21 protein-coding genes are annotated in these 19,505 nt (G+C 62.6%); 13 read left to right on the top strand and 8 right to left on the bottom strand.

Annotated elements, in window-relative coordinates; all coding sequences use genetic code 11:
- Position 1 precedes the first annotated feature (1 nt).
- The 10 genes from nuoE (at position 2) to nuoN (ending at position 12,019) form a co-directional block, all read left to right on the top strand.
- Positions 2-499, top strand: coding sequence for an NADH-quinone oxidoreductase subunit NuoE (nuoE, locus tag ACF8GB_RS04760; RefSeq protein ID WP_027916252.1), 498 nt, complete (start codon positions 2-4; stop codon positions 497-499).
- Positions 496-1,875, top strand: a complete 1,380-nt coding sequence (nuoF, locus tag ACF8GB_RS04755) for an NADH-quinone oxidoreductase subunit NuoF (RefSeq protein WP_023534745.1) — start codon at positions 496-498, stop codon at positions 1,873-1,875. Before nuoE ends, nuoF begins: the two co-directional genes overlap by 4 nt.
- Positions 1,876-2,008: 133 nt before the next feature.
- The gene (gene nuoG / locus ACF8GB_RS04750; protein ID WP_078478314.1) at positions 2,009-4,723 is read left to right on the top strand and encodes an NADH-quinone oxidoreductase subunit NuoG; all 2,715 of its coding nucleotides are present in this window, start codon (positions 2,009-2,011) and stop codon (positions 4,721-4,723) included.
- Entirely contained in the window at positions 4,720-5,727 is a 1,008-nt protein-coding gene (nuoH, locus tag ACF8GB_RS04745) for an NADH-quinone oxidoreductase subunit NuoH (RefSeq protein ID WP_027916254.1), read from the top strand. Before nuoG ends, nuoH begins: the two co-directional genes overlap by 4 nt.
- Before the next feature lie 11 nt (positions 5,728-5,738).
- Positions 5,739-6,287, top strand: coding sequence for an NADH-quinone oxidoreductase subunit NuoI (gene nuoI / locus ACF8GB_RS04740; RefSeq protein WP_023534793.1), 549 nt, complete (start codon positions 5,739-5,741; stop codon positions 6,285-6,287).
- Positions 6,288-6,297: 10 nt separating this feature from the next.
- Complete coding sequence (gene nuoJ / locus ACF8GB_RS04735; RefSeq protein WP_023534783.1) at positions 6,298-6,798, top strand: NADH-quinone oxidoreductase subunit J; 501 nt, start codon at positions 6,298-6,300, stop codon at positions 6,796-6,798.
- Between the two features lie 3 nt (positions 6,799-6,801).
- Positions 6,802-7,110 carry an NADH-quinone oxidoreductase subunit NuoK gene (gene nuoK / locus ACF8GB_RS04730; RefSeq protein ID WP_003251446.1) on the top strand — a complete coding sequence of 103 codons (309 nt, stop codon included), beginning with the start codon at positions 6,802-6,804 and terminating at the stop codon, positions 7,108-7,110.
- Positions 7,107-8,960 (top strand): NADH-quinone oxidoreductase subunit L, encoded by a 1,854-nt coding sequence (gene nuoL, locus ACF8GB_RS04725; RefSeq protein WP_078478313.1) that lies wholly within the window; start codon positions 7,107-7,109, stop codon positions 8,958-8,960. Before nuoK ends, nuoL begins: the two co-directional genes overlap by 4 nt.
- Positions 8,961-9,009: 49 nt before the next feature.
- Positions 9,010-10,542 (top strand): NADH-quinone oxidoreductase subunit M, encoded by a 1,533-nt coding sequence (nuoM, locus tag ACF8GB_RS04720; RefSeq protein ID WP_058639795.1) that lies wholly within the window; start codon positions 9,010-9,012, stop codon positions 10,540-10,542.
- Between the two features lie 7 nt (positions 10,543-10,549).
- A complete protein-coding gene (nuoN, locus tag ACF8GB_RS04715) occupies positions 10,550-12,019 on the top strand; it encodes an NADH-quinone oxidoreductase subunit NuoN (protein ID WP_058605086.1) in 1,470 nt (489 codons plus the stop codon).
- 98 nt (positions 12,020-12,117) lie between these two features.
- Here nuoN and ACF8GB_RS04710 read toward each other — a convergent pair whose 3' ends face one another.
- A complete protein-coding gene (locus ACF8GB_RS04710) occupies positions 12,118-12,378 on the bottom strand; it encodes an ogr/Delta-like zinc finger family protein (protein ID WP_058605087.1) in 261 nt (86 codons plus the stop codon).
- A 199-nt stretch (positions 12,379-12,577) separates the two neighbouring features.
- Here ACF8GB_RS04710 and ACF8GB_RS04705 point away from each other — a divergent pair, with 199 nt between their 5' ends.
- Positions 12,578-12,967, top strand: a complete 390-nt coding sequence (locus ACF8GB_RS04705) for a helix-turn-helix domain-containing protein (RefSeq protein WP_058605088.1) — start codon at positions 12,578-12,580, stop codon at positions 12,965-12,967.
- Here the strand turns inward: ACF8GB_RS04705 and ACF8GB_RS04700 are convergent.
- The 3 genes from ACF8GB_RS04700 to ACF8GB_RS04690 are packed head-to-tail and all read right to left on the bottom strand — an operon-like array spanning position 12,964 to position 13,953.
- A complete protein-coding gene (locus ACF8GB_RS04700) occupies positions 12,964-13,284 on the bottom strand; it encodes a hypothetical protein (RefSeq protein WP_228385183.1) in 321 nt (106 codons plus the stop codon). The two genes, ACF8GB_RS04705 and ACF8GB_RS04700, sit on opposite strands and share 4 nt — an antisense overlap.
- Before the next feature lie 34 nt (positions 13,285-13,318).
- Positions 13,319-13,660, bottom strand: coding sequence for a head completion/stabilization protein (locus tag ACF8GB_RS04695; RefSeq protein WP_078478311.1), 342 nt, complete (start codon positions 13,658-13,660; stop codon positions 13,319-13,321).
- An 8-nt stretch (positions 13,661-13,668) separates the two neighbouring features.
- Positions 13,669-13,953, bottom strand: coding sequence for a helix-turn-helix domain-containing protein (locus tag ACF8GB_RS04690; RefSeq protein WP_288399204.1), 285 nt, complete (start codon positions 13,951-13,953; stop codon positions 13,669-13,671).
- Between the two features lie 218 nt (positions 13,954-14,171).
- Here ACF8GB_RS04690 and ACF8GB_RS04685 point away from each other — a divergent pair, with 218 nt between their 5' ends.
- Positions 14,172-16,244: a TonB-dependent receptor domain-containing protein gene (locus ACF8GB_RS04685; RefSeq protein WP_196186360.1), complete on the top strand. Its 2,073-nt coding sequence runs from the start codon at positions 14,172-14,174 to the stop codon at positions 16,242-16,244.
- A gap of 82 nt (positions 16,245-16,326) precedes the next feature.
- On the opposite strand, the gene ACF8GB_RS04680 is transcribed toward ACF8GB_RS04685, so the two are convergent.
- The gene (locus tag ACF8GB_RS04680; protein ID WP_078478309.1) at positions 16,327-16,887 is read right to left on the bottom strand and encodes an NADPH-dependent FMN reductase; all 561 of its coding nucleotides are present in this window, start codon (positions 16,885-16,887) and stop codon (positions 16,327-16,329) included.
- 155 nt (positions 16,888-17,042) lie between these two features.
- On the opposite strand from ACF8GB_RS04680, the gene ACF8GB_RS04675 reads away from it, so the two are divergent.
- Complete coding sequence (locus ACF8GB_RS04675) at positions 17,043-17,261, top strand: hypothetical protein (RefSeq protein ID WP_023534782.1); 219 nt, start codon at positions 17,043-17,045, stop codon at positions 17,259-17,261.
- Between the two features lie 88 nt (positions 17,262-17,349).
- On the opposite strand, the gene dnaQ is transcribed toward ACF8GB_RS04675, so the two are convergent.
- From dnaQ to ACF8GB_RS04660, 3 genes are all read right to left on the bottom strand, one after another.
- On the bottom strand, positions 17,350-18,054 hold the full coding sequence (gene dnaQ / locus ACF8GB_RS04670) for a DNA polymerase III subunit epsilon (protein WP_230375146.1): 705 nt from the start codon (positions 18,052-18,054) through the stop codon (positions 17,350-17,352).
- Between the two features lie 155 nt (positions 18,055-18,209).
- Entirely contained in the window at positions 18,210-18,656 is a 447-nt protein-coding gene (gene rnhA, locus ACF8GB_RS04665; RefSeq protein ID WP_058639800.1) for a ribonuclease HI, read from the bottom strand.
- 13 nt (positions 18,657-18,669) lie between these two features.
- A complete protein-coding gene (locus tag ACF8GB_RS04660) occupies positions 18,670-19,443 on the bottom strand; it encodes a class I SAM-dependent methyltransferase (protein WP_058639801.1) in 774 nt (257 codons plus the stop codon).
- Positions 19,444-19,505: the final 62 nt, after the last annotated feature.

Below are 19,505 nucleotides of genomic sequence, written 5' to 3'. Positions count from 1 at the left end.
CATGAACAGCACGCTTATCCAGACAGACCGTTTCGCCCTGAGCGAAACCGAGCGCTCGGCCATCGAGCATGAAATGCACCACTACGAGGACCCGCGTGCGGCGTCCATCGAAGCCCTCAAGATCGTGCAGAAAGCCCGTGGCTGGGTGCCGGACGGCGCCATTCACGCCATCGGCGAGGTGCTGGGTATCCCGGCCAGCGACGTCGAAGGCGTCGCCACCTTCTACAGCCAGATCTTCCGCCAGCCGGTGGGCCGCCACATCATCCGCGTGTGCGACAGCATGGTGTGCTACATCGGCGGCCACGAGTCGGTGGTCAGCCAGATCCAGAGCGAGCTGGGCATTGGTTTGGGGCAAACCACTGCCGATGGCCGCTTCACCCTGCTGCCGGTCTGCTGCCTTGGAAACTGCGACAAGGCCCCGGCGCTGATGATCGACGACGACACCTTTGGCGACGTGCAGCCTGCTGGCGTCTCCAAGCTGCTGGAGGGTTACGCATGACCATCACTTCCTTCGGCCCGGCCAACCGCATCGCGCGCTCGGCTGAGACCCATCCGCTGACCTGGCGCCTGCGTGAAGACGGCGAGCCGGTCTGGCTGGCCGAGTACGAATCGAAGAACGGCTACGCCGCTGCCCGCAAGGCGCTGGCGCAGATGTCGGCTGACGAGATCGTGCAAAGCGTCAAGGACTCCGGCCTCAAGGGCCGTGGTGGCGCTGGCTTCCCCACCGGGGTGAAGTGGGGCCTGATGCCCAAGGATGAATCCATGAACATCCGTTACCTGCTGTGTAACGCCGATGAAATGGAGCCCAACACCTGGAAGGACCGCATGCTGATGGAGCAACAGCCCCATCTGCTGATCGAAGGCATGCTGATCAGCGCCCGCGCGCTGAAGGCCTACCGCGGCTACATCTTCCTGCGCGGCGAATACACCACTGCGGCGAAAAACCTCAACCGCGCCATCGATGAAGCCAAGGCCGCTGGCCTGCTGGGCAAGAACGTCCTGGGCAGCGGTTTCGATTTCGAGCTGTTCGTGCACACCGGTGCAGGCCGCTACATCTGCGGCGAAGAAACCGCGCTGATCAACTCGCTCGAAGGTCGCCGCGCCAACCCGCGTTCCAAGCCGCCCTTCCCTGCCGCCGTGGGTGTATGGGGCAAGCCGACCTGCGTGAACAACGTCGAGACCCTGTGCAACGTGCCGGCCATCGTCGCCAACGGCAACGACTGGTACAAGTCGCTGGCCCGCGAAGGCAGTGAAGACCATGGCACCAAGCTGATGGGCTTCTCCGGCAAGGTCAAGAATCCAGGCCTGTGGGAATTGCCGTTTGGCGTCACCGCACGCGAACTGTTCGAGGACTACGCTGGCGGCATGCGCGACGGCTTCCGCCTCAAGTGCTGGCAGCCGGGCGGCGCCGGCACCGGTTTCCTGCTGCCCGAGCACCTGGACGCGCAGATGTACGCAGGCGGTATCGCCAAGGTCGGTACCCGCATGGGCACAGGCCTTGCCATGGCGGTGGACGACAGCGTCAGCATGGTCTCGCTGCTGCGCAACATGGAGGAGTTCTTCGCCCGTGAGTCGTGCGGCTGGTGCACACCCTGCCGTGACGGCCTGCCATGGAGCGTGAAGATGCTGCGCGCCCTGGAAAACCGCCAGGGCCGTGCCGAAGACATCGAGACCCTGCTGGGGCTGGTCAACTTCCTTGGCCCAGGCCGTACCTTCTGCGCCCACGCACCGGGTGCGGTGGAGCCGCTTGGCAGTGCCATCAAGTACTTCCGCTCTGAGTTCGAGGCCGGTGTCGCGCCGGTCGTCGCTGGCGAGGCGTTGCGCCCTGACCTGGCAAGACCGCTTCAGGCAGGGCCGACCGTAGTCGGCGCATAACAACATGTTCCAGCGGGTGGTCCGTGCCACCCGCCAGCTTGCCGACAGGCCCGACCCGATCGCGGCGTGTCGCAGGCTTACCGATTTCCATTAGCCACGCCTGCTCACGCGGGCCAACGAAGAACTTTGAACAATGGCCACTATCCACGTAGACGGCAAAGCGCTCGAAGTCAACGGTGCAGACAACCTGTTACAGGCCTGTCTGTCACTTGGCCTCGACATCCCTTATTTCTGCTGGCACCCGGCGCTTGGCAGCGTCGGTGCCTGCCGCCAGTGCGCGGTCAAGCAGTACACCGACGAGAACGACACCCGCGGGCGTATCGTCATGTCCTGCATGACGCCTGCATCCGACGGCACCTGGATCTCCATCGACGATGACGAGTCCAAGGCGTTTCGCGCCAGCGTCGTCGAATGGCTGATGACCAACCACCCGCACGACTGCCCCGTGTGCGAGGAAGGCGGTCACTGCCACCTGCAAGACATGACGGTGATGACCGGCCACAACGAGCGCCGCTATCGCTTCACCAAGCGCACCCACCAGAACCAGGACCTTGGCCCGTTCATCGCCCATGAGATGAACCGCTGCATCGCCTGCTACCGCTGCGTGCGTTACTACAAGGACTATGCCGGTGGCACCGACCTGGGTGTCTATGGCGCCCATGACAACGTCTATTTCGGCCGCGTTGAAGACGGCGTGCTGGAAAGCGAGTTCTCGGGCAACCTGACCGAAGTCTGCCCAACCGGCGTGTTCACCGACAAGACCCACTCCGAACGCTACAACCGCAAGTGGGACATGCAGTTTGCCCCGAGTATCTGCCACGGTTGCTCCAGTGGCTGCAACATCAGCCCAGGCGAGCGTTACGGTGAACTGCGCCGCATCGAGAACCGTTTCAACGGCTCGGTGAACCAGTACTTCCTGTGCGACCGGGGCCGCTTCGGCTATGGCTACGTCAACCGCACGGATCGTCCACGCCAGGCGCAACTGGCCGACGGCACCAAGCTGGGCCTGGACGCTGCCCTGGACAAAGCCGCCGACCTGCTGCGCGGCCGCACCATCGTCGGTATCGGTTCGCCACGCGCCAGCCTGGAAAGCAACTATGGCCTGCGCGAACTGGTCGGTGCCGAGTATTTCCACTGTGGGATGGAAGCCGGTGAACTGGCGCGCGTGCGCCTGGCGCTGGAGGTGCTGAACAACAGCCCCCTGCCCGTTCCGACCCTGCGCGACATCGAAGACCACGACGCGGTATTCGTGCTCGGTGAAGACCTGACCCAGACCGCTGCCCGTGTCGCCCTGGCCGTGCGCCAGGCCACCAAGGGCAAGGCCGAGGCCATGGCCGAGGCGATGAAGGTTCAGCCGTGGCTCGACGCCGCCGTCAAGAACATCGGCCAGCATGCGCTGTACCCCCTGTTCATCGCCAGCCTGGCCGAGACCAAGCTCGACGACGTGGCCGAGGAGTGCGTGCATGCAGCCCCGGCGGACCTGGCCCGCCTTGGTTTTGCCGTGGCCCATGCCATCGACCCAAGTGCACCCGCTGTCGCCGGCCTGGACGACGAGGCCAAGGCCCTGGCACAGCGCATCGCCGATGCCCTGATCGCCGCCAAGCGCCCGCTGGTCATTGCCGGCACCTCGCTGGCCGATGCCTCGCTGATCGAGGCCGCCGCCAACATCGCCAAAGCCCTGAAGCTGCGCGACAAACAAGGCTCGCTGAGCCTGGTGGTACCTGAAGCCAACAGCCTTGGCCTGGCCATGCTGGGTGGCGAATCGGTCGACGCTGCGCTGGATGCGGTCATCGACGGCAAGGCCGACGCCATCGTGGTGCTGGAAAACGACCTCTACGCCCGTGTGCCTGCGGCCAAAGTGGACGCTGCCCTAGCAGCGGCCAAGGTGGTCATCGTTGCCGATCACTCCAGAACCCCGACGGTCGAGCGCGCTCACCTGGTACTGCCGGCCGCTTCCTTCGCCGAAGGCGACGGCACCCTGGTCAGCCAGGAAGGCCGTGCCCAGCGCTTCTTCCAGGTGTTCGACCCGCAGTACCTGGACAGCAGCATCCAGGTCCACGAAGGCTGGCGCTGGATGCACGCCCTGCGTGCAACCTTGCTGGCCAAGCCCGTGGACTGGACCCAACTGGACCACGTGACCCACGCCTGCGCCCAGGCGGCCCCGCAACTGGCTGGCATCGTCGACGCCGCGCCAAGCGCCGCCTTCCGCATCAAGGGCCTGAAGCTTGCCCGCGAGCCGCTGCGCTACTCCGGTCGCACCGCCATGCGCGCCAACATCAGCGTGCACGAGCCGCGTACCCCGCAAGACCGCGATACGGCATTCGCCTTCTCCATGGAAGGGTATTCGGGCTCGGCCGAGCCACGTCAGCAGGTCCCGTTCGCCTGGTCGCCAGGCTGGAACTCGCCCCAGGCCTGGAACAAGTTTCAGGACGAGGTGGGCGGTCACTTGCGTGCCGGCGACCCCGGCGTACGCCTGATCGAATCCCAAGGTGATGGCCTGGCCTGGTTCACCACGGTGCCTGGCGCCTTCAACCCGGCCCGCGGCACCTGGACGGCAGTACCGTTCTTCCACCTGTTCGGCAGCGAAGAAAGCTCCTCGCGTGCCGCGCCAGTGCAAGAGCGCATTCCGGCTGCCTACGTGGCCCTGGCCAAGTCCGAAGCCGATCGCCTGGGCGTCAACGAAGGCGCCCTGCTGGACCTGAACGTCGCGGGTGTGGCGCTACGCTTGCCGCTGCGTATCAATGAAGCGCTGGGCGCTGGCCTGGTCGCGCTGCCCAAGGGCCTGGCCGGCATCCCGCCAGCCGTGTTCGGGGCATCCGTCGAAGGCCTGCAGGAGGCAGCACAATGAGCTGGTTCACCCCCGAAGTGATCGACGTGATCCTCACCGTGCTACGGGCCATCGTGGTCCTGTTGGCGGTGGTGGTCTGCGGCGCGCTGCTCAGCTTCATCGAGCGGCGCCTGCTGGGCTGGTGGCAGGACCGTTACGGTCCGAACCGCGTCGGCCCGTTCGGCATGTTCCAGATCGCTGCCGACATGCTCAAGATGTTCTTCAAGGAAGACTGGAACCCGCCCTTCGTCGACCGCGTGATCTTCACCCTGGCACCGGTCGTGGCCATGAGCGCCCTGCTGATTGCCTTCGTGGTCATCCCGATCACCCCGACCTGGGGCGTGGCCGACTTGAATATCGGCCTGCTGTTCTTCTTCGCCATGGCCGGTCTGTCGGTGTATGCCGTGCTGTTTGCCGGCTGGTCCTCGAACAACAAGTACGCCTTGCTGGGCAGCTTGCGGGCCTCGGCCCAGACCGTGTCGTACGAAGTGTTCCTGGGCCTGGCGCTGATGGGCGTGGTGGTGCAGGTCGGCTCGTTCAACATGCGCGACATCGTCGAGTACCAGGCGCAGAACCTGTGGTTCATCATTCCGCAGTTCTTCGGCTTCTGCACCTTCTTCATCGCTGGCGTGGCCGTGACTCACCGTCACCCCTTCGACCAGCCGGAAGCGGAACAGGAACTGGCCGACGGCTACCACATCGAGTATGCCGGCATGAAGTGGGGCATGTTCTTCGTCGGTGAGTACATCGGCATCATCCTCATCTCGGCGCTGCTGGTCACCCTGTTCTTCGGCGGCTGGCACGGCCCGTTCGGCATCCTGCCGCAACTGTCGTTCCTGTGGTTCGCCCTGAAGACCGCGTTCTTCATCATGCTGTTCATCCTGCTGCGCGCCTCCATTCCGCGCCCACGCTATGACCAGGTGATGGACTTCAGCTGGAAGTTCTGCCTGCCGCTGACCCTGATCAATTTGCTGGTGACCGCTGCGATCGTGCTTTACAACACGCCAGCCGTCGCGGCCCAGTGAGGATTTGACCCATGTTCAAGTATATCGGCGACATCGTTAAGGGCACCGGCACCCAGCTGCGCAGCCTGGCCATGGTGTTCTCCCACGGGTTCCGCAAGCGCGACACCCTGCAGTACCCCGAAGAACCCGTGTACCTGCCGCCACGCTACCGTGGCCGCATCGTCCTGACGCGCGACCCCGACGGCGAAGAGCGCTGCGTGGCCTGCAACCTGTGCGCGGTAGCCTGCCCGGTGGGCTGCATCTCGCTGCAGAAGGCAGAAACCGACGACGGCCGTTGGTACCCGGAGTTCTTCCGCATCAACTTCTCGCGCTGCATCTTCTGCGGCCTGTGCGAAGAAGCGTGCCCGACCACCGCAATCCAGCTGACTCCGGATTTCGAAATGGCCGAGTTCAAGCGTCAGGACCTGGTGTACGAGAAAGAAGATCTGCTGATCTCCGGCCCCGGCAAGAACCCTGACTACAACTTCTACCGTGTTGCGGGCATGGCAATCGCTGGCAAGCCGAAAGGCGCTGCGCAGAACGAAGCCGAGCCGATCAACGTGAAGAGCTTGCTCCCATAAGGACAGAAAGATGGAATTCGCTTTCTACTTCGCATCCGGGATCGCCGTGGTCTCCACCCTTCGGGTGGTGACCGGCACAAACCCCGTACACGCCCTGCTCTACCTGATCATCTCGCTGATTTCCGTGGCGATGATCTTCTTTTCCCTTGGCGCGCCGTTCGCGGGCGCCCTGGAAGTGATCGCCTATGCCGGCGCCATCATGGTGCTGTTCGTCTTCGTGGTGATGATGCTTAACCTGGGGCCGGCGTCGGTCGCCCAGGAGCGCGGCTGGCTCAAGCCCGGTATCTGGGCAGGGCCGGTGATCCTCGGCGCCCTGTTGCTGGTGGAACTGCTGTATGTGCTGTTCGTCGCACCCAGCGGCGCTGCCATCAGCGGTACCACCGTGGGCCCGAAAGCAGTGGGTGTGAGCCTGTTCGGCCCCTACCTGCTGGTGGTCGAACTGGCGTCGATGCTGCTGCTCGCGGCAGCTGTCACCGCCTTCCACCTGGGCCGCAATGAGGCGAAGGAGTAAATCATGGGTGCTATCCCTCTCGAACATGGTCTGGCCGTCGCCGGCATCCTGTTCTGCTTAGGTCTGGTTGGCCTGATGGTCCGCCGCAACATCCTCTTCGTGCTCATGAGCCTGGAAGTCATGATGAACGCTTCTGCCCTGGCGTTCGTCGTCGCCGGTGCCCGTTGGGTCCAACCCGATGGCCAGGTGATGTTCATTCTGGTGATCAGCCTGGCAGCAGCCGAGGCCAGCATTGGCCTGGCCATCCTGCTGCAGCTGTATCGCCGCTTCCACACTCTCGACATCGATGCTGCCAGTGAGATGCGCGGATGAACCTTCTCTTCCTGACTTTCGTCTTTCCCCTCATCGGCTTTGTGCTGCTGTCGTTCTCGCGCGGGAGGTTCTCGGAGAACCTGTCCGCTCTGATCGGCGTCGGTTCGGTGGGCCTGTCGGCGGCCACGGCCGCCTACGTGATCTGGCAGTTCAACGTCGCCCCGCCTGAAGGCGGTGCGTACAGCCAGCTGCTGTGGCAGTGGATGTCGGTGGATGGCTTTGCGCCGAACTTCACCCTGTACCTTGATGGCCTGTCGGTCACCATGCTGGGCGTAGTGACGGGTGTGGGCTTCCTGATCCACTTGTTCGCGTCCTGGTACATGCGTGGCGAGACCGGCTACTCGCGGTTCTTCTCGTACACCAACCTGTTCATCGCCAGCATGCTGTTCCTGATCCTGGGCGACAACCTGCTGTTCATCTACTTCGGCTGGGAAGGGGTGGGCCTGTGTTCCTACCTGTTGATCGGTTTCTATTACAGCAACCGCAACAACGGTAACGCAGCGCTCAAGGCCTTCATCGTCACCCGGATTGGCGACGTGTTCATGGCCATCGGCCTGTTCATCCTGTTCGCCCAGCTGGGCACGCTGAACGTCCAGGAACTGCTGGTGCTGGCACCGCAGAAATTCCAGGCCGGTGATACCTGGATGGTGCTGGCAACACTGATGCTGCTGGGCGGTGCCGTGGGCAAATCCGCGCAGCTGCCGCTGCAGACCTGGTTGGCAGACGCCATGGCCGGCCCGACCCCAGTGTCGGCGCTGATCCACGCGGCGACGATGGTCACGGCTGGTGTCTACCTGATCGCCCGTACCAATGGCCTGTTCCTGCTGGCGCCGGACATCCTGCACTTGGTGGGCGTGGTGGGTGGCGTGACCCTGGTGCTGGCGGGCTTCGCTGCACTGGTGCAAACCGACATCAAGCGTATCCTGGCCTACTCGACCATGAGCCAGATCGGCTACATGTTCCTGGCCCTGGGCGTCGGCGCCTGGGATGCGGCGATCTTCCACCTGATGACCCACGCCTTCTTCAAGGCGCTGCTGTTCTTGGCCTCGGGTGCCGTCATCGTGGCCTGCCACCACGAGCAGAACATCTTCAAGATGGGCGGCCTGTGGAAGAAACTGCCCCTGGCCTACGCCAGCTTCGTGGTCGGTGGCGCTGCCCTGGCGGCCTTGCCGATCGTGACCGTGGGCTTCTACTCCAAGGACGAGATCCTGTGGGAAGCCTTCGCCAGCGGCAACTCCGGCCTGCTTTACGCCGGCCTGGTCGGCGCCTTCATGACCTCGCTGTACACCTTCCGCCTGATCTTCATCGCCTTCCACGGCGAAGCCAAGACCGAAGCTCATGCCGGCCACGGCATCAGCCATTGGCTGCCACTGGGCGTGCTGATCGTGCTGTCGACCTTCGTCGGCGCATGGATCACCCCGCCGCTGGCTGATGTGTTGCCACAGAGCGCAGGCCATGCTGGCGGTGAAGCCAAGCATGCGCTGGAGATCACCTCGGGCGCCATCGCCATTGCCGGTATCCTGCTCGCCGCCTTGCTGTTCCTGGGCAAGCGCAGCTTCGTCAGCGCGGTGGCCAACAGTGGTATCGGCCGCGTGCTGTCGGCCTGGTGGTTCGCGGCCTGGGGCTTTGACTGGATCTACGACAAGCTGTTCGTCAAGCCCTACCTGCTGATCAGCCACCTGCTGCGCAAAGACCCGGTTGACCGCGGTATCGGCCTGATCCCTCGCCTGGCTCGCGGTGGCCACGTGGCCATGACCAAGACCGAGACGGGCCAGCTGCGCTGGTACACCGCCTCCATCGCCATTGGCGCAGTGCTGGTACTCGGCGCTGTGGTAGTGGCCGCGGTATGACCATGAACCTTGCGAACCTTGCGACCCTGCAAAAGGAAACCAACCCGTCATGATTTTGCCTTGGCTGATCCTGATCCCCTTCATCGGCGGCTTCCTGTGCTGGCTGGGCGAGCGCTTCGGCGCTACCCTGCCGCGCTGGATCGCGCTGCTGACCATGTCCCTGTTGCTCGGCATCGGCCTGTGGCTGTGGGCTAACGGCGACTACACCCTTGCCCCTGCCCCGGGCGCCGAGCCTGCATGGGCCCTGGAATACAAAGTCCAGTGGATCCAGCGCTTCGGCATCAGCATCCACCTGGCGCTCGACGGCCTGTCGCTGCTGATGATCCTGCTCACAGGCCTGCTGGGCGTGCTGTCGGTGCTGTGCTCCTGGAAAGAGATCCAGCGCCATGTCGGCTTCTTCCACCTGAACCTGATGTGGATCCTGGGCGGTGTGGTCGGTGTGTTCCTGGCGCTGGATCTGTTCCTGTTCTTCTTCTTCTGGGAAATGATGCTGGTGCCGATGTACTTCCTCATCGCGCTCTGGGGTCATAGCTCAGCGGACGGCAAGAAGACGCGCATCTACGCGGCGACCAAGTTCTTCATCTTCACCCAGGCCAGTGGCCTGATCATGCTGGTGGCGATCTTGGGCCTGGTCCTGGTCAACTACACCAATACCGGTGTGATCACCTTCAACTACAGCGACCTGCTCAAGGCCGACCTGCCGGCCGGTACCGAGTACCTGCTGATGCTGGGCTTCTTCATTGCCTTTGCGGTGAAGCTGCCGGTGGTACCGTTCCACTCCTGGTTGCCCGATGCCCACGCCCAGGCGCCTACTGCAGGCTCCGTGGACCTGGCCGGTATCCTGCTCAAGACCGCGGCCTATGGCCTGCTGCGCTTTGCCCTGCCGCTGTTCCCCAATGCATCGGCAGAGTTCGCGCCCATCGCCATGACCCTGGGCCTGATCGGCATCTTCTACGGCGCCTTCCTGGCCTTTGCCCAGACCGACATCAAGCGCCTGATCGCCTTCTCCAGCGTCTCGCACATGGGCTTCGTGCTGATCGGCATCTATTCCGGTAGCCAGCAAGCACTGCAAGGTGCAGTCATCCAGATGCTGGCTCACGGCCTGTCGGCTGCCGCGCTGTTCATCCTGTCCGGCCAGCTGTACGAGCGTCTGCACACCCGTGACATGCGCCAGATGGGCGGGCTGTGGCACCGCATCGCCTACCTGCCTGCCATCAGCCTGTTCTTCGCTGCCGCCTCCCTGGGGCTGCCAGGTACCGGCAACTTCGTGGGTGAGTTCCTGATCCTGCTCGGCAGCTTCGTACACGTGCCGTGGATCACCGTCATCGCCACCACTGGCCTGGTGTTCGGCTCGGTCTACTCGCTGATCATGATTCATCGCGCCTACTTCGGCCCGAGCAAATCGGACACCGTACTGGCCGGCATGGACACCCGCGAGCTGGTCATGGTGCTGGGCCTGGCGGTACTGCTGGTGCTGCTGGGCGTGTATCCACAGCCGTTCCTCGACACCTCTGCCGCCACCATGAGTGGTGTGCAGCAGTGGCTCGGTTCCGCTTTCACTCAACTCGCTTCGGCCCGGTAAGAGCGCTATGGAATTCACCACTCAACACTTCATCGCATTGGCGCCGATGCTGATCACCACCATCACCACGGTGGTGGTGATGCTGGCGATCGCCTGGAAGCGCAATCACTCGCAGACATTCCTGCTGTCCACCGTGGGGCTGAACCTGGCCCTGCTCTCGATCCTGCCGGCACTGAAGGTCGCGCCCCTGGCGGTCACGTCGCTGATCACCATCGACAAGTTCGCCTGCCTGTACATGGCGATCATGCTGGTCGCGACCCTGGCGTGCGTGACGCTGGCCCATGCCTACCTGGGCGAAGGCGCCAAGGGTTTCCCGGGCAACCGCGAAGAGCTGTACCTGCTGCTGCTGATGTCGGCACTGGGCGGGCTGGTGCTGGTCAGCGCCAACCACCTGGCGGGCCTGTTCATCGGCCTTGAGTTGCTGTCGGTACCGGTCTATGGCCTGGTGGCCTACGCCTTCTTCAACAAGCGCTCGCTTGAAGCCGGCATCAAGTACATGGTGCTGTCGGCCGCAGGTTCGGCCTTCCTGCTGTTCGGCATGGCGCTGCTGTACGCAGATGCCGGTAGCCTGACCTTCGACCAGCTGGGCAAGGCACTGGCTGCCACCAGCATGCCGAGCCTGCTGGCTCAACTGGGTCTGGGCATGATGCTGGTCGGGCTGGCGTTCAAGCTGTCGCTGGTACCGTTCCACCTGTGGACGCCCGATGTGTACGAAGGTGCCCCGGCGCCGGTTGCAGCGTTCCTCGCTACGGCCAGCAAAGTAGCGGTCTTCGCAGTGGTCATCCGCCTGTTCATGCTCTCCCCTGCCGCCAGCAGCGGTGTGCTGAGCACGGTGCTTGCAGTGATCGCCGTGGCCTCGATCCTGGTCGGCAACCTGTTGGCGTTGACTCAGAACAACCTCAAGCGCCTGCTGGGTTACTCGTCCATCGCCCATTTCGGCTACCTGCTGATCGCGCTGGTCGCCAGCAAGGGCTTGGCGCTGGAGGCCATGGGCGTCTATCTGGTCACCTACGTGCTCACCAGCCTGGGGGCGTTCGGCGTCATCACCCTGATGTCCTCGCCCTACGGTGGCCGCGACGCTGACGCGCTGTACGAGTACCGCGGTCTGTTCTGGCGTCGCCCTTACCTGACTGCCGTGCTGACCGTGATGATGCTTTCGCTGGCCGGCATCCCGCTCACCGCTGGCTTCATCGGTAAGTTCTACATCATTGCCACCGGTGTCGAGTCGCAACTGTGGTGGCTAGTAGGTGCTCTGGTAATCGGTAGCGCCATTGGCGTGTACTACTACTTGCGCGTCATGGTGACCCTGTACCTGGTAGAGCCGAACCTGCGCCGTCATGATGCCCCGCTGAAATGGGAACAGCGCACCGGTGGCGTCATGCTGCTGGCCGTCGCCGTGCTTGCGTTCATTCTCGGCGTGTATCCACAGCCCTTGCTGGACCTTGTCCAGCAAGCAAGCCTGCAACTGATCGGCTGATCGGTCTGGCAACGCGAAACACCCCGCTTGTGCGGGGTGTTTTTGTATCCGCGCCATTAACGTGGTACGCCATCCTTGGCCACATCGCTGCGCCTCACTCACCGCGCCAGCACAGCGGCTGTGTCCGGTAATGCCGCCTTGCGCACGTCGCCCTTGGCGGGTGGGAGGTAAACGCCAGGGTTGGGCATGCCGCTTGGGGACAGCTCGTGGGTCATCTCGAACTCAGCCCGTACTGACCAACCGCACGCCTCGGTGGTGCATTGCAAATAGGCAATTCGCAGGAAAATATGACGGCCTTCGCTGGTACGTATGCGCATGCGGCTGTGGCAATGCGGGCAAACCAGTTTATAAGTACTCACGAGAAGTACCTGCTAGCATTGTTGCTGCTTCTGCGATGTAGGCATGATCCTAGGGCCACGTAAGTTTTGGCTGAATGCATGGCTGGGTGGCTCATCTTCAAGTTCCTCATGCGGGAATCCTCCTAAAAGCACAGGGCTGTATTCGTAACGAGTAGTTTAAGCCCATGGAATATCATTAAACCAGTGATGGATATTTGTTATGAGTACTCATGCGCTCGCTGCCGTCATGGAGCGTCTCAAGCAGCTGACCGGTACCCACACTGATGCGGAGCTTTCACGGGCGTTGTCGATCAGCCCGCAGACCTTGAGCAGCTGGAAAGTCCGCAACAGTGTCCCATATTCGTTTTGCGTAGAGATTGCCGTACACTATGCGTGCTCTCTTGACTGGTTGCTGTTGGGCAAGGGCCAAGCTGCTTTTTTTGCTCAAGAAAACGCTGAGTGGGAGTCGGATCTGCTGGGGCGATTGCGCACTCTGTCCCCCACTGACCGCCAGGCCATCCTGCTCGTGATCAAGGACAAACAACGGATACAGCTGCTGGAACAGCGATTGACCGAGCTCAGTAAGGGTTCTGGCAGTAGTGCCCCTTAACCCCGACGGCGCCAACGCTGAATCAGCTCGCGCGGATCCAGCGAATCCAGCCAGACCATGACCTTCAAGCTGATGGGAATGACCACGACAGCGGCGACGAAGGCCGACATACCAGGGGTCAGCAAAGGCGCGATGGACGAAATCAAAGGTTCGAACAGATGCCCTACCCCAACCGTCACGAACACCAGCAGTATTTTCTTGCTCAATGTAAGCCGCTTGGCCGTATCGGTGATCAGCCGATCTCGAGCTGCACTGACCAGCAACGCGCCAAGCAAGGCGGCAAACAACACGCTGGCTTCGGCGCTCAGCAGCTCCATGACCGCCTGGAATTCACCCCCTGCGTTAAGTCGTTCAGCCATGACGCACACCCCGGCGTGGTGAGCGTACGTAGGGCAGGCCCAGATAGAGCATGATTGCCGCGTCCACAAAGCACAGATAACAAATCCGCAGCGCGCGCCCATGGTCATGCCCGCACACATCATCCAGGCGTCTGTAGCCCAGGCTTCGCAACGCGACGCGCCAGTTGGCAAACTCGCGAGCGGCTTTGATCACGGCGCAATGAGCAGCTACCTCGATTGCCGCATCCCCCGTGGTTCGCTGCAACTTCAGGCGCTTGCGCAGCCCGTTCAGATCAATGCGTGGCCAGAATGGGTCATGGCAGTCGCCAGCACGAGCAGTGTCTTGATGGTTCATAAATCACCTCACGCTTCGGCCAAAAGGCCATAACGAATAGCCTTGATGACTGCCCCTACCCGGGTAGGCACATCGAATTTGCGCATGATGTTGGATACATGAAAATTCACCGTCGACTCCTTACAACCTAGTATCTGCCCGATTTCCCACGAGCTCTTACCGTAGGCGCACCACAGCAGTACCTGGTGTTCGCGGGGCGTCAGGCGCGCGGGGGCGATTGGGGAGTCGCCGGTAGGCGCGCCTGTGGGTTTAGCTGAGACGGATTGTTGTGGACCTCTTGGATCGGTAGCCATGTTCGAACTCCGGGTAAGTGACGACCGGCGATGCTGCCGGCCTGCAGTCACCTTACGAAGCAAGTACGCGCCTACTCTAGCGGCGGGCTTTGTACGGAAACTTCATACAATTGCGCGCCTTGGAAACCCGATGAATTCGCCGACTTTCGACGTGCTCCGAGCGCCATCTCGCTCGTCTCAATGCTGATATTCGTCCGCCATCTATCTGGAGCCCTACAATGCGTTGCGTTTTGTCCCTTACCCCCTGCGTGGGTATGCTGGGTGTGTTCATGGCCGCCCAGCCCGCGCTGGCAGCGGCGCCGGTCGAACTGGGCCAGGTGCTGATCACCGAGGAGGAACAGGACGACCTGAGCGCCGCCAGTGAGCGCTTGCGGGCCATACCGGGCGCCAGCAACATGGTGGACATGCACAGCATTGGACAAGGCCGCGTGGCCAGCAATCAGGACGTTCTGGCCTACCAGCCAGGGGTATTCGCCCAGTCGGCAGGCAACGATGGGATCAAGCTGTCGATCCGTGGCTCGGGCATCAACCGGGCACCGGGTGCGCATGGCTCGGGTGTGTACACCCTGTTCGATGGCCTGCCCCTGACTGGACCAGGTGGCACGCCCTACGAGCTGTTCGAACCGTTATGGTTGAGCCGCGCCGAAGTGCTACGGGGGGCCAATGGCTTTGATCAAGGTGCCCTGGCCCTCGGCGGCGCGATCAACTATGTCACCCACACGGGCCGCGATGCCGCGCCAATGCAAATACGCTACGAAGTGGGCAGCCGGGGCTATCAGCATCGGCACATCAGTTCGGGCCAGGTACTCGGTGACCTGGATTACTACGTGGCCCTTACCGACGTCGAGTACAACGGCTATCAGCGGCACAGCAGTGGCAGCGCCAGCGGGATGGCCGCCAACATCGGCTACCGCTTCAACCCGAACCTGGAAACGCGGTTCTACCTGCGTTACCGGGAAACCGAAAACGAACTGGCCGGTCGCCTGACCAAAGACCAGATCAAGCACCACCCGCAGGCAGCCAATCCAGGCTACCTGGCTCGCGATGACAGTCGCCCGCAACCGGGCAGCACCTGGGTGGGCAACAAAACAACCTTTTACCTCGATGATGACGCCAAGCTTGAAGCTGGCCTGGTGTACCACGATTACCCCATGGACCTTCGCGAAGGGCCCATGCGCCTGAAAGTCGCCTATACCGACGTCAGCGGCACACTCGACTACAGGCGCCGCGATACGTTGTTCGGGCGCGAAAGCAAGTCCACAATCGGCTGGCGCACCACCAAACACCTGCCCAACAGCGGCGCGTCGCAGTTTGCTCGTAACGGCCATGTATTCGCAGACCGCACCCGAGACTTTACCTACCAAGGCTCAGACACCGTGTTGCACGTGGGTAACGACCTGGAGCTGGTACCTAATGTGTGGCTGACCACAGGCCTGGCCGCGATCTATACCCGCCGCGAGAGCGACGTGACCTACCCTGCCCAGGGCGGCAAGGTGTCCCTGCACGACTGGGACTATGCGCCACGGGTGGGCCTGCGCTACGACATACGCCCCGACCTGCAGGTATACGGCAACCTCAGCCGGTCGGTAGAACCGCCGCACCCTTGGTCATTGATCTGGAGTGCGCCAAGCGTTGGCGGCAAGCAGATTCAACCGATCAAAATGCAGAACCAGACCGCCACCACGCTGGAGGTGGGTGCGCGCGGCGAGTCCGCGGTCGGGCGATGGGACCTTGCCTGGTACTACTCCCAGGTACGCCACGAACTGCTCGCGGTCGAGGTGGTGCCGAACTTCACCTCGGAATTCAACGCCAGCGCCACGGTGCATCAAGGGGTGGAGGCCGGGCTGGACAGCACCCTGTGGGAACAGTCTGGCATGGGCCGCCTGAGCCTGCGCCAGGCCTATACCTTCAGTGACTTCCATTACCGCGACGACGAAAAATTCGGCCACAACCGCCTGCCGGGCATCCCCATGCATTACTACCAGGCCGAGTTGCGCTTCGACTGGCCCAATGGCTTCTACGCCGGGCTCAACACGCAGATGGCGTCCAAGGTGCAAGTGGACTACGCCAACAGCTACCACGCCGACGATTACGCTACGCTCGGTGCCCGTCTCGGTTGGGACTCGCCGCAGCGTGACTGGCAGACCTGGCTGGATCTACGCAACCTGACCAACAAGCGTTACGCGGCAACCGTTACCCCAGGCTTCAATGACGCAGGGCGCGACATTGCCCGCTCCACCCCGGGGGAAGGCGCTGCGGTCTATGCTGGAGTGTCCTATACCTTCCATTGACTGCCACAATCGAGCATTCTCTGGCTGACAGACATTGCGCCGGCCGGCTGGCCTGCGCAATGTGGCGCCGCCTAGCCCACCGTCATACGGACCGATTGAGCTTCACCCAAGACGCGAACTTGTCGATGAAGCCCTGCAGAAACGGCCGGGTTTTGTCGTTGAGCTTGCCTGACTCGTCGAACAAACTGGCAGCGCCGCCAATGTAGGCCTCCGGCATCTGCATGCACGGCATGTCCAGGAACACCAGAGACTGACGCACCGAATGGTTGGCACCAAAGCCGCCGATCGCGCCTGGCGACACACTCGCCACGGCTGCCGGTTTACCGCCCCACGCGCTTTGCCCGTAAGGCCTTGAACCCACGTCGATGGCATTTTTCAGGCAGCCTGGCATGGTCCGGTTGTACTCTGGCGTGACGAAGAGCACCGCATCGCTGCCCTTGATGTCCTCCCGAAAGCGTGTCCAGGCAGTTGGCGGAGCATCGGTTTCCAGGTCTTCGTTATACATGGGTAAGTCGCCGATCTCGACGATCTTCAGTGCCAGGCTAGACGGCGCCAGCTCAGACAGCGCGCGGGCCACCTTGCGGTTATAGGAATCCTTGCGCAGGCTACCGACGACGACGGCAACCGAATAGACCTGGGTCATGGCAATCTCCAACTTCACGTTTTCAGGGACGATGTAGTTATAGATGACCGTTTTGCACGGCTTTGGTTTTTTTTCCTGGCCGCGAAAACTTCCCTTGCCCTTGGAAGGTCTACTGCTACAGACATTTCCTACGCAATTCAGAGGGTTCCACCCAAATGGCAGCAGTAATGGTCGGCCAATTCCATGCCCGCGACGCCGAAGGCCGTATCTATCCCGTTCACGAGTTCCAGGAATCTACCCTGCAACTGGACGGCAGCACGACCGGCGCACCTATCACTACTTACCGCCTTGCCATCGGCGACCGCGTCAACTACCTGGGTGAAAATCGATTCGAGCTTGCCCGCACCGGTGTCGAAATCATTCGTATCCCATGACAGGGAGACAGTACTAGCCTGTTGCTACTCAATCATGTTTGTACCGATTTTGCGGGCCTGGATTGAACAGCAACGGGCCGTGACTTTTTCAGTCCGCTGACCGCTCGGTCAGCGCCTGCCAGAGCGAGGGGCCGCCGGCGGACTTTGCAATCGCTGCAAGACGTTCGGCATGTGATTCCAGCTCATCCGGTGTGGCCAGAATGACCCGGCCTGGCGCACGTCCGCTGATGCGGCGTATGTCAGTTCCACCACTGCCCTGCCCGTTTTCGTCCGAATCGCTGCCGTGCCCTGCCAACGACAGACTGGTCTGGCCGCCGGTCATCGCCAGATAGACATCTGCCAGCAGCTCGGCGTCGAGCAGCGCGCCGTGCAGTTCGCGCCCCGAGTTGTCGATATCGTAGCGTTTGCATAAGGCATCCAGGCTGTTGCGTTGCCCCGGATGACGCGCCCGCGCCAGCAACAAGGTGTCGAGAATGGTGCAGTGCTGGGACAGGTCGGCACGGTCCTGCTGGCCCAGCAGCGCGAACTCGTTGTTGATGAACCCCACGTCGAACGCTGCGTTGTGGATGACCAGCGTGGCGCCCTGGATGAACGCGAAGAACTCCTCGGCTACGTCGCTGAAGCGAGGTTTGCCAACCAGAAAGGCGTCAGTGATGCCATGGACATTGATCGCGCCCTCGTCACTTTCGCGGTCAGGCTGCAGGTAGACGTGGAAGTGCCTGCCTGTCAGACGCCTGCCGACCACCTCGACGCAGCCGATCTCGATGATGCGGTGCCCCTCGCTGACCGGCATACCCGTGGTTTCGGTATCGAGGATAACGAACCGCTTGTCTTGCTGTTGCTCCACCTGGGGACTCCAACTTGCATCGCTTACAAAGGTGCGCAGTATAACAGCAGGCCGAAGGCAAGCGCTGTGCCCCCTTCGCACCTGGGATCGGGTTCAGGGCTTCAGGCCCGGGCGCGCACTTCGTCCACGCCACGGTTGGCCAGCTGGTCTGCACGCTCGTTGCCGGGGTGGCCAATGTGGCCGCGCACCCACTTCCAGGTCACCTTGTGGCGGTTGACCTGTTCGTCCAGCAACTGCCACAGGTCGGCATTCTTCACAGGCTCCTTGGCCGCGGTCTTCCAGCCACGCTTTTTCCAGTTGACCATCCACTCGCTGATGCCTTTCATCACGTACTGCGAGTCAGTCGTCAGCACGACCTCGCACTCACGTTTGAGCGCCATGAGCCCCTGGATGGCGGCCATCAACTCCATGCGGTTGTTGGTGGTCTCACGTTCGCCGCCCCACAACTCTTTTTCAACGCCCTTGAAAATCATCAGCACACCCCAGCCGCCGGGGCCAGGGTTGCCCTTGCAGGCACCATCGGTAAACATTTCGACGCTATCGCTCATGTACCACTCGTATTCACTGCTTATCGGGATCGGGGGTCGCCGAGGTGCGGTTGACCTTGGCCAATGGCAACGGCAGTAACTTGCCCATCGGCTCGCGACGCTGGGGCCGCAGCGGCCGCAGGCCCACGACCATCTTGCGCGCCACCAGCACATAGACACCGCCGCCAGCGCTCTGCCAACCGCCCGCCATGCGTTCCCACCCTTGCAGGCGCTGCTGCCAGGCAGGCGAAGCAAGCGGCGGACGATAGCACCCGAAGCGACGTTTCTCCAAGGCAAAGCCCAGTAGATTGAGCCAGTCACCCAGTCGCGAAGGCGAGATGCAGCGAGCCTTGCGCAAAGCGCCACGGCTGAACAGGTGACGCACTCCCCAGCTGCTCCACGGGTTGATCCCGACGACCAGCAGGTGGCCGCCGGGGCGCACGGCGCTGGCGGCCTCACGCAACAGCCCATGGGGCGACAGGCTGAAATCCAGCCCATGCTGCAACACCACCACATCGGCCGCGTGCTCGCTCAACGGCCAGGCTTGTTCCTCGCAGACGATCTCCACCCCCGGCAGCGGTGCGCCGAGGCGCACGTTGCGCTGGACCTTCGGCGCACTGGGCGGGGCATCGGCGCAGGGGCCGTAGTGCACCAGGTAGCCACCGAAGAAGCGCCCCAGCTCTTCCTCCAGCAGCTTCTGTTCTTCGTGCAGCATCAACTGGCCGAGCGGGCCCTGAAACCACTCACGGGCCAGGCTGATCAGCTTGACCCAGTCCGGGTCGGCCTGGGCGAAGGCTTGGTCGGTCATTGTGCAATTCCTCGGAAGGTTCTCCCACCGCGCCATCGCGGCTAAGATGCCTTCATGTGCCA

The sequence above is a fragment of the Pseudomonas sp. xss_4 genome, assembly GCF_043104125.1.
GTDB lineage: Bacteria > Pseudomonadota > Gammaproteobacteria > Pseudomonadales > Pseudomonadaceae > Aquipseudomonas > Aquipseudomonas parafulva_B.
Note: the sequence above shows the minus strand (reverse complement) of the source record. Positions and strands in the feature narration are given on the sequence as shown.

Bases quoted from the DNA above. Each gene is read 5' to 3' on its own strand.
- nuoE (WP_027916252.1), top strand. From the start codon at position 2: ATGAACAGCACGCTTATCCAGACAGACCGTTTCGCCCTGAGCGAAACC.
- nuoF (WP_023534745.1), top strand. From the start codon at position 496: ATGACCATCACTTCCTTCGGCCCGGCCAACCGCATCGCGCGCTCGGCT.
- nuoG (WP_078478314.1), top strand. From the start codon at position 2,009: ATGGCCACTATCCACGTAGACGGCAAAGCGCTCGAAGTCAACGGTGCA.
- nuoH (WP_027916254.1), top strand. From the start codon at position 4,720: ATGAGCTGGTTCACCCCCGAAGTGATCGACGTGATCCTCACCGTGCTA.
- nuoI (WP_023534793.1), top strand. From the start codon at position 5,739: ATGTTCAAGTATATCGGCGACATCGTTAAGGGCACCGGCACCCAGCTG.
- nuoJ (WP_023534783.1), top strand. From the start codon at position 6,298: ATGGAATTCGCTTTCTACTTCGCATCCGGGATCGCCGTGGTCTCCACC.
- nuoK (WP_003251446.1), top strand. From the start codon at position 6,802: ATGGGTGCTATCCCTCTCGAACATGGTCTGGCCGTCGCCGGCATCCTG.
- nuoL (WP_078478313.1), top strand. From the start codon at position 7,107: ATGAACCTTCTCTTCCTGACTTTCGTCTTTCCCCTCATCGGCTTTGTG.
- nuoM (WP_058639795.1), top strand. From the start codon at position 9,010: ATGATTTTGCCTTGGCTGATCCTGATCCCCTTCATCGGCGGCTTCCTG.
- nuoN (WP_058605086.1), top strand. From the start codon at position 10,550: ATGGAATTCACCACTCAACACTTCATCGCATTGGCGCCGATGCTGATC.
- ACF8GB_RS04705 (WP_058605088.1), top strand. From the start codon at position 12,578: ATGAGTACTCATGCGCTCGCTGCCGTCATGGAGCGTCTCAAGCAGCTG.
- ACF8GB_RS04700 (WP_228385183.1), bottom strand. From the start codon at position 13,284: ATGGAGCTGCTGAGCGCCGAAGCCAGCGTGTTGTTTGCCGCCTTGCTT.
- ACF8GB_RS04695 (WP_078478311.1), bottom strand. From the start codon at position 13,660: ATGAACCATCAAGACACTGCTCGTGCTGGCGACTGCCATGACCCATTC.
- ACF8GB_RS04690 (WP_288399204.1), bottom strand. From the start codon at position 13,953: ATGGCTACCGATCCAAGAGGTCCACAACAATCCGTCTCAGCTAAACCC.
- ACF8GB_RS04685 (WP_196186360.1), top strand. From the start codon at position 14,172: ATGCGTTGCGTTTTGTCCCTTACCCCCTGCGTGGGTATGCTGGGTGTG.
- ACF8GB_RS04680 (WP_078478309.1), bottom strand. From the start codon at position 16,887: ATGACCCAGGTCTATTCGGTTGCCGTCGTCGTCGGTAGCCTGCGCAAG.
- ACF8GB_RS04675 (WP_023534782.1), top strand. From the start codon at position 17,043: ATGGCAGCAGTAATGGTCGGCCAATTCCATGCCCGCGACGCCGAAGGC.
- dnaQ (WP_230375146.1), bottom strand. From the start codon at position 18,054: ATGCCGGTCAGCGAGGGGCACCGCATCATCGAGATCGGCTGCGTCGAG.
- rnhA (WP_058639800.1), bottom strand. From the start codon at position 18,656: ATGAGCGATAGCGTCGAAATGTTTACCGATGGTGCCTGCAAGGGCAAC.
- ACF8GB_RS04660 (WP_058639801.1), bottom strand. From the start codon at position 19,443: ATGACCGACCAAGCCTTCGCCCAGGCCGACCCGGACTGGGTCAAGCTG.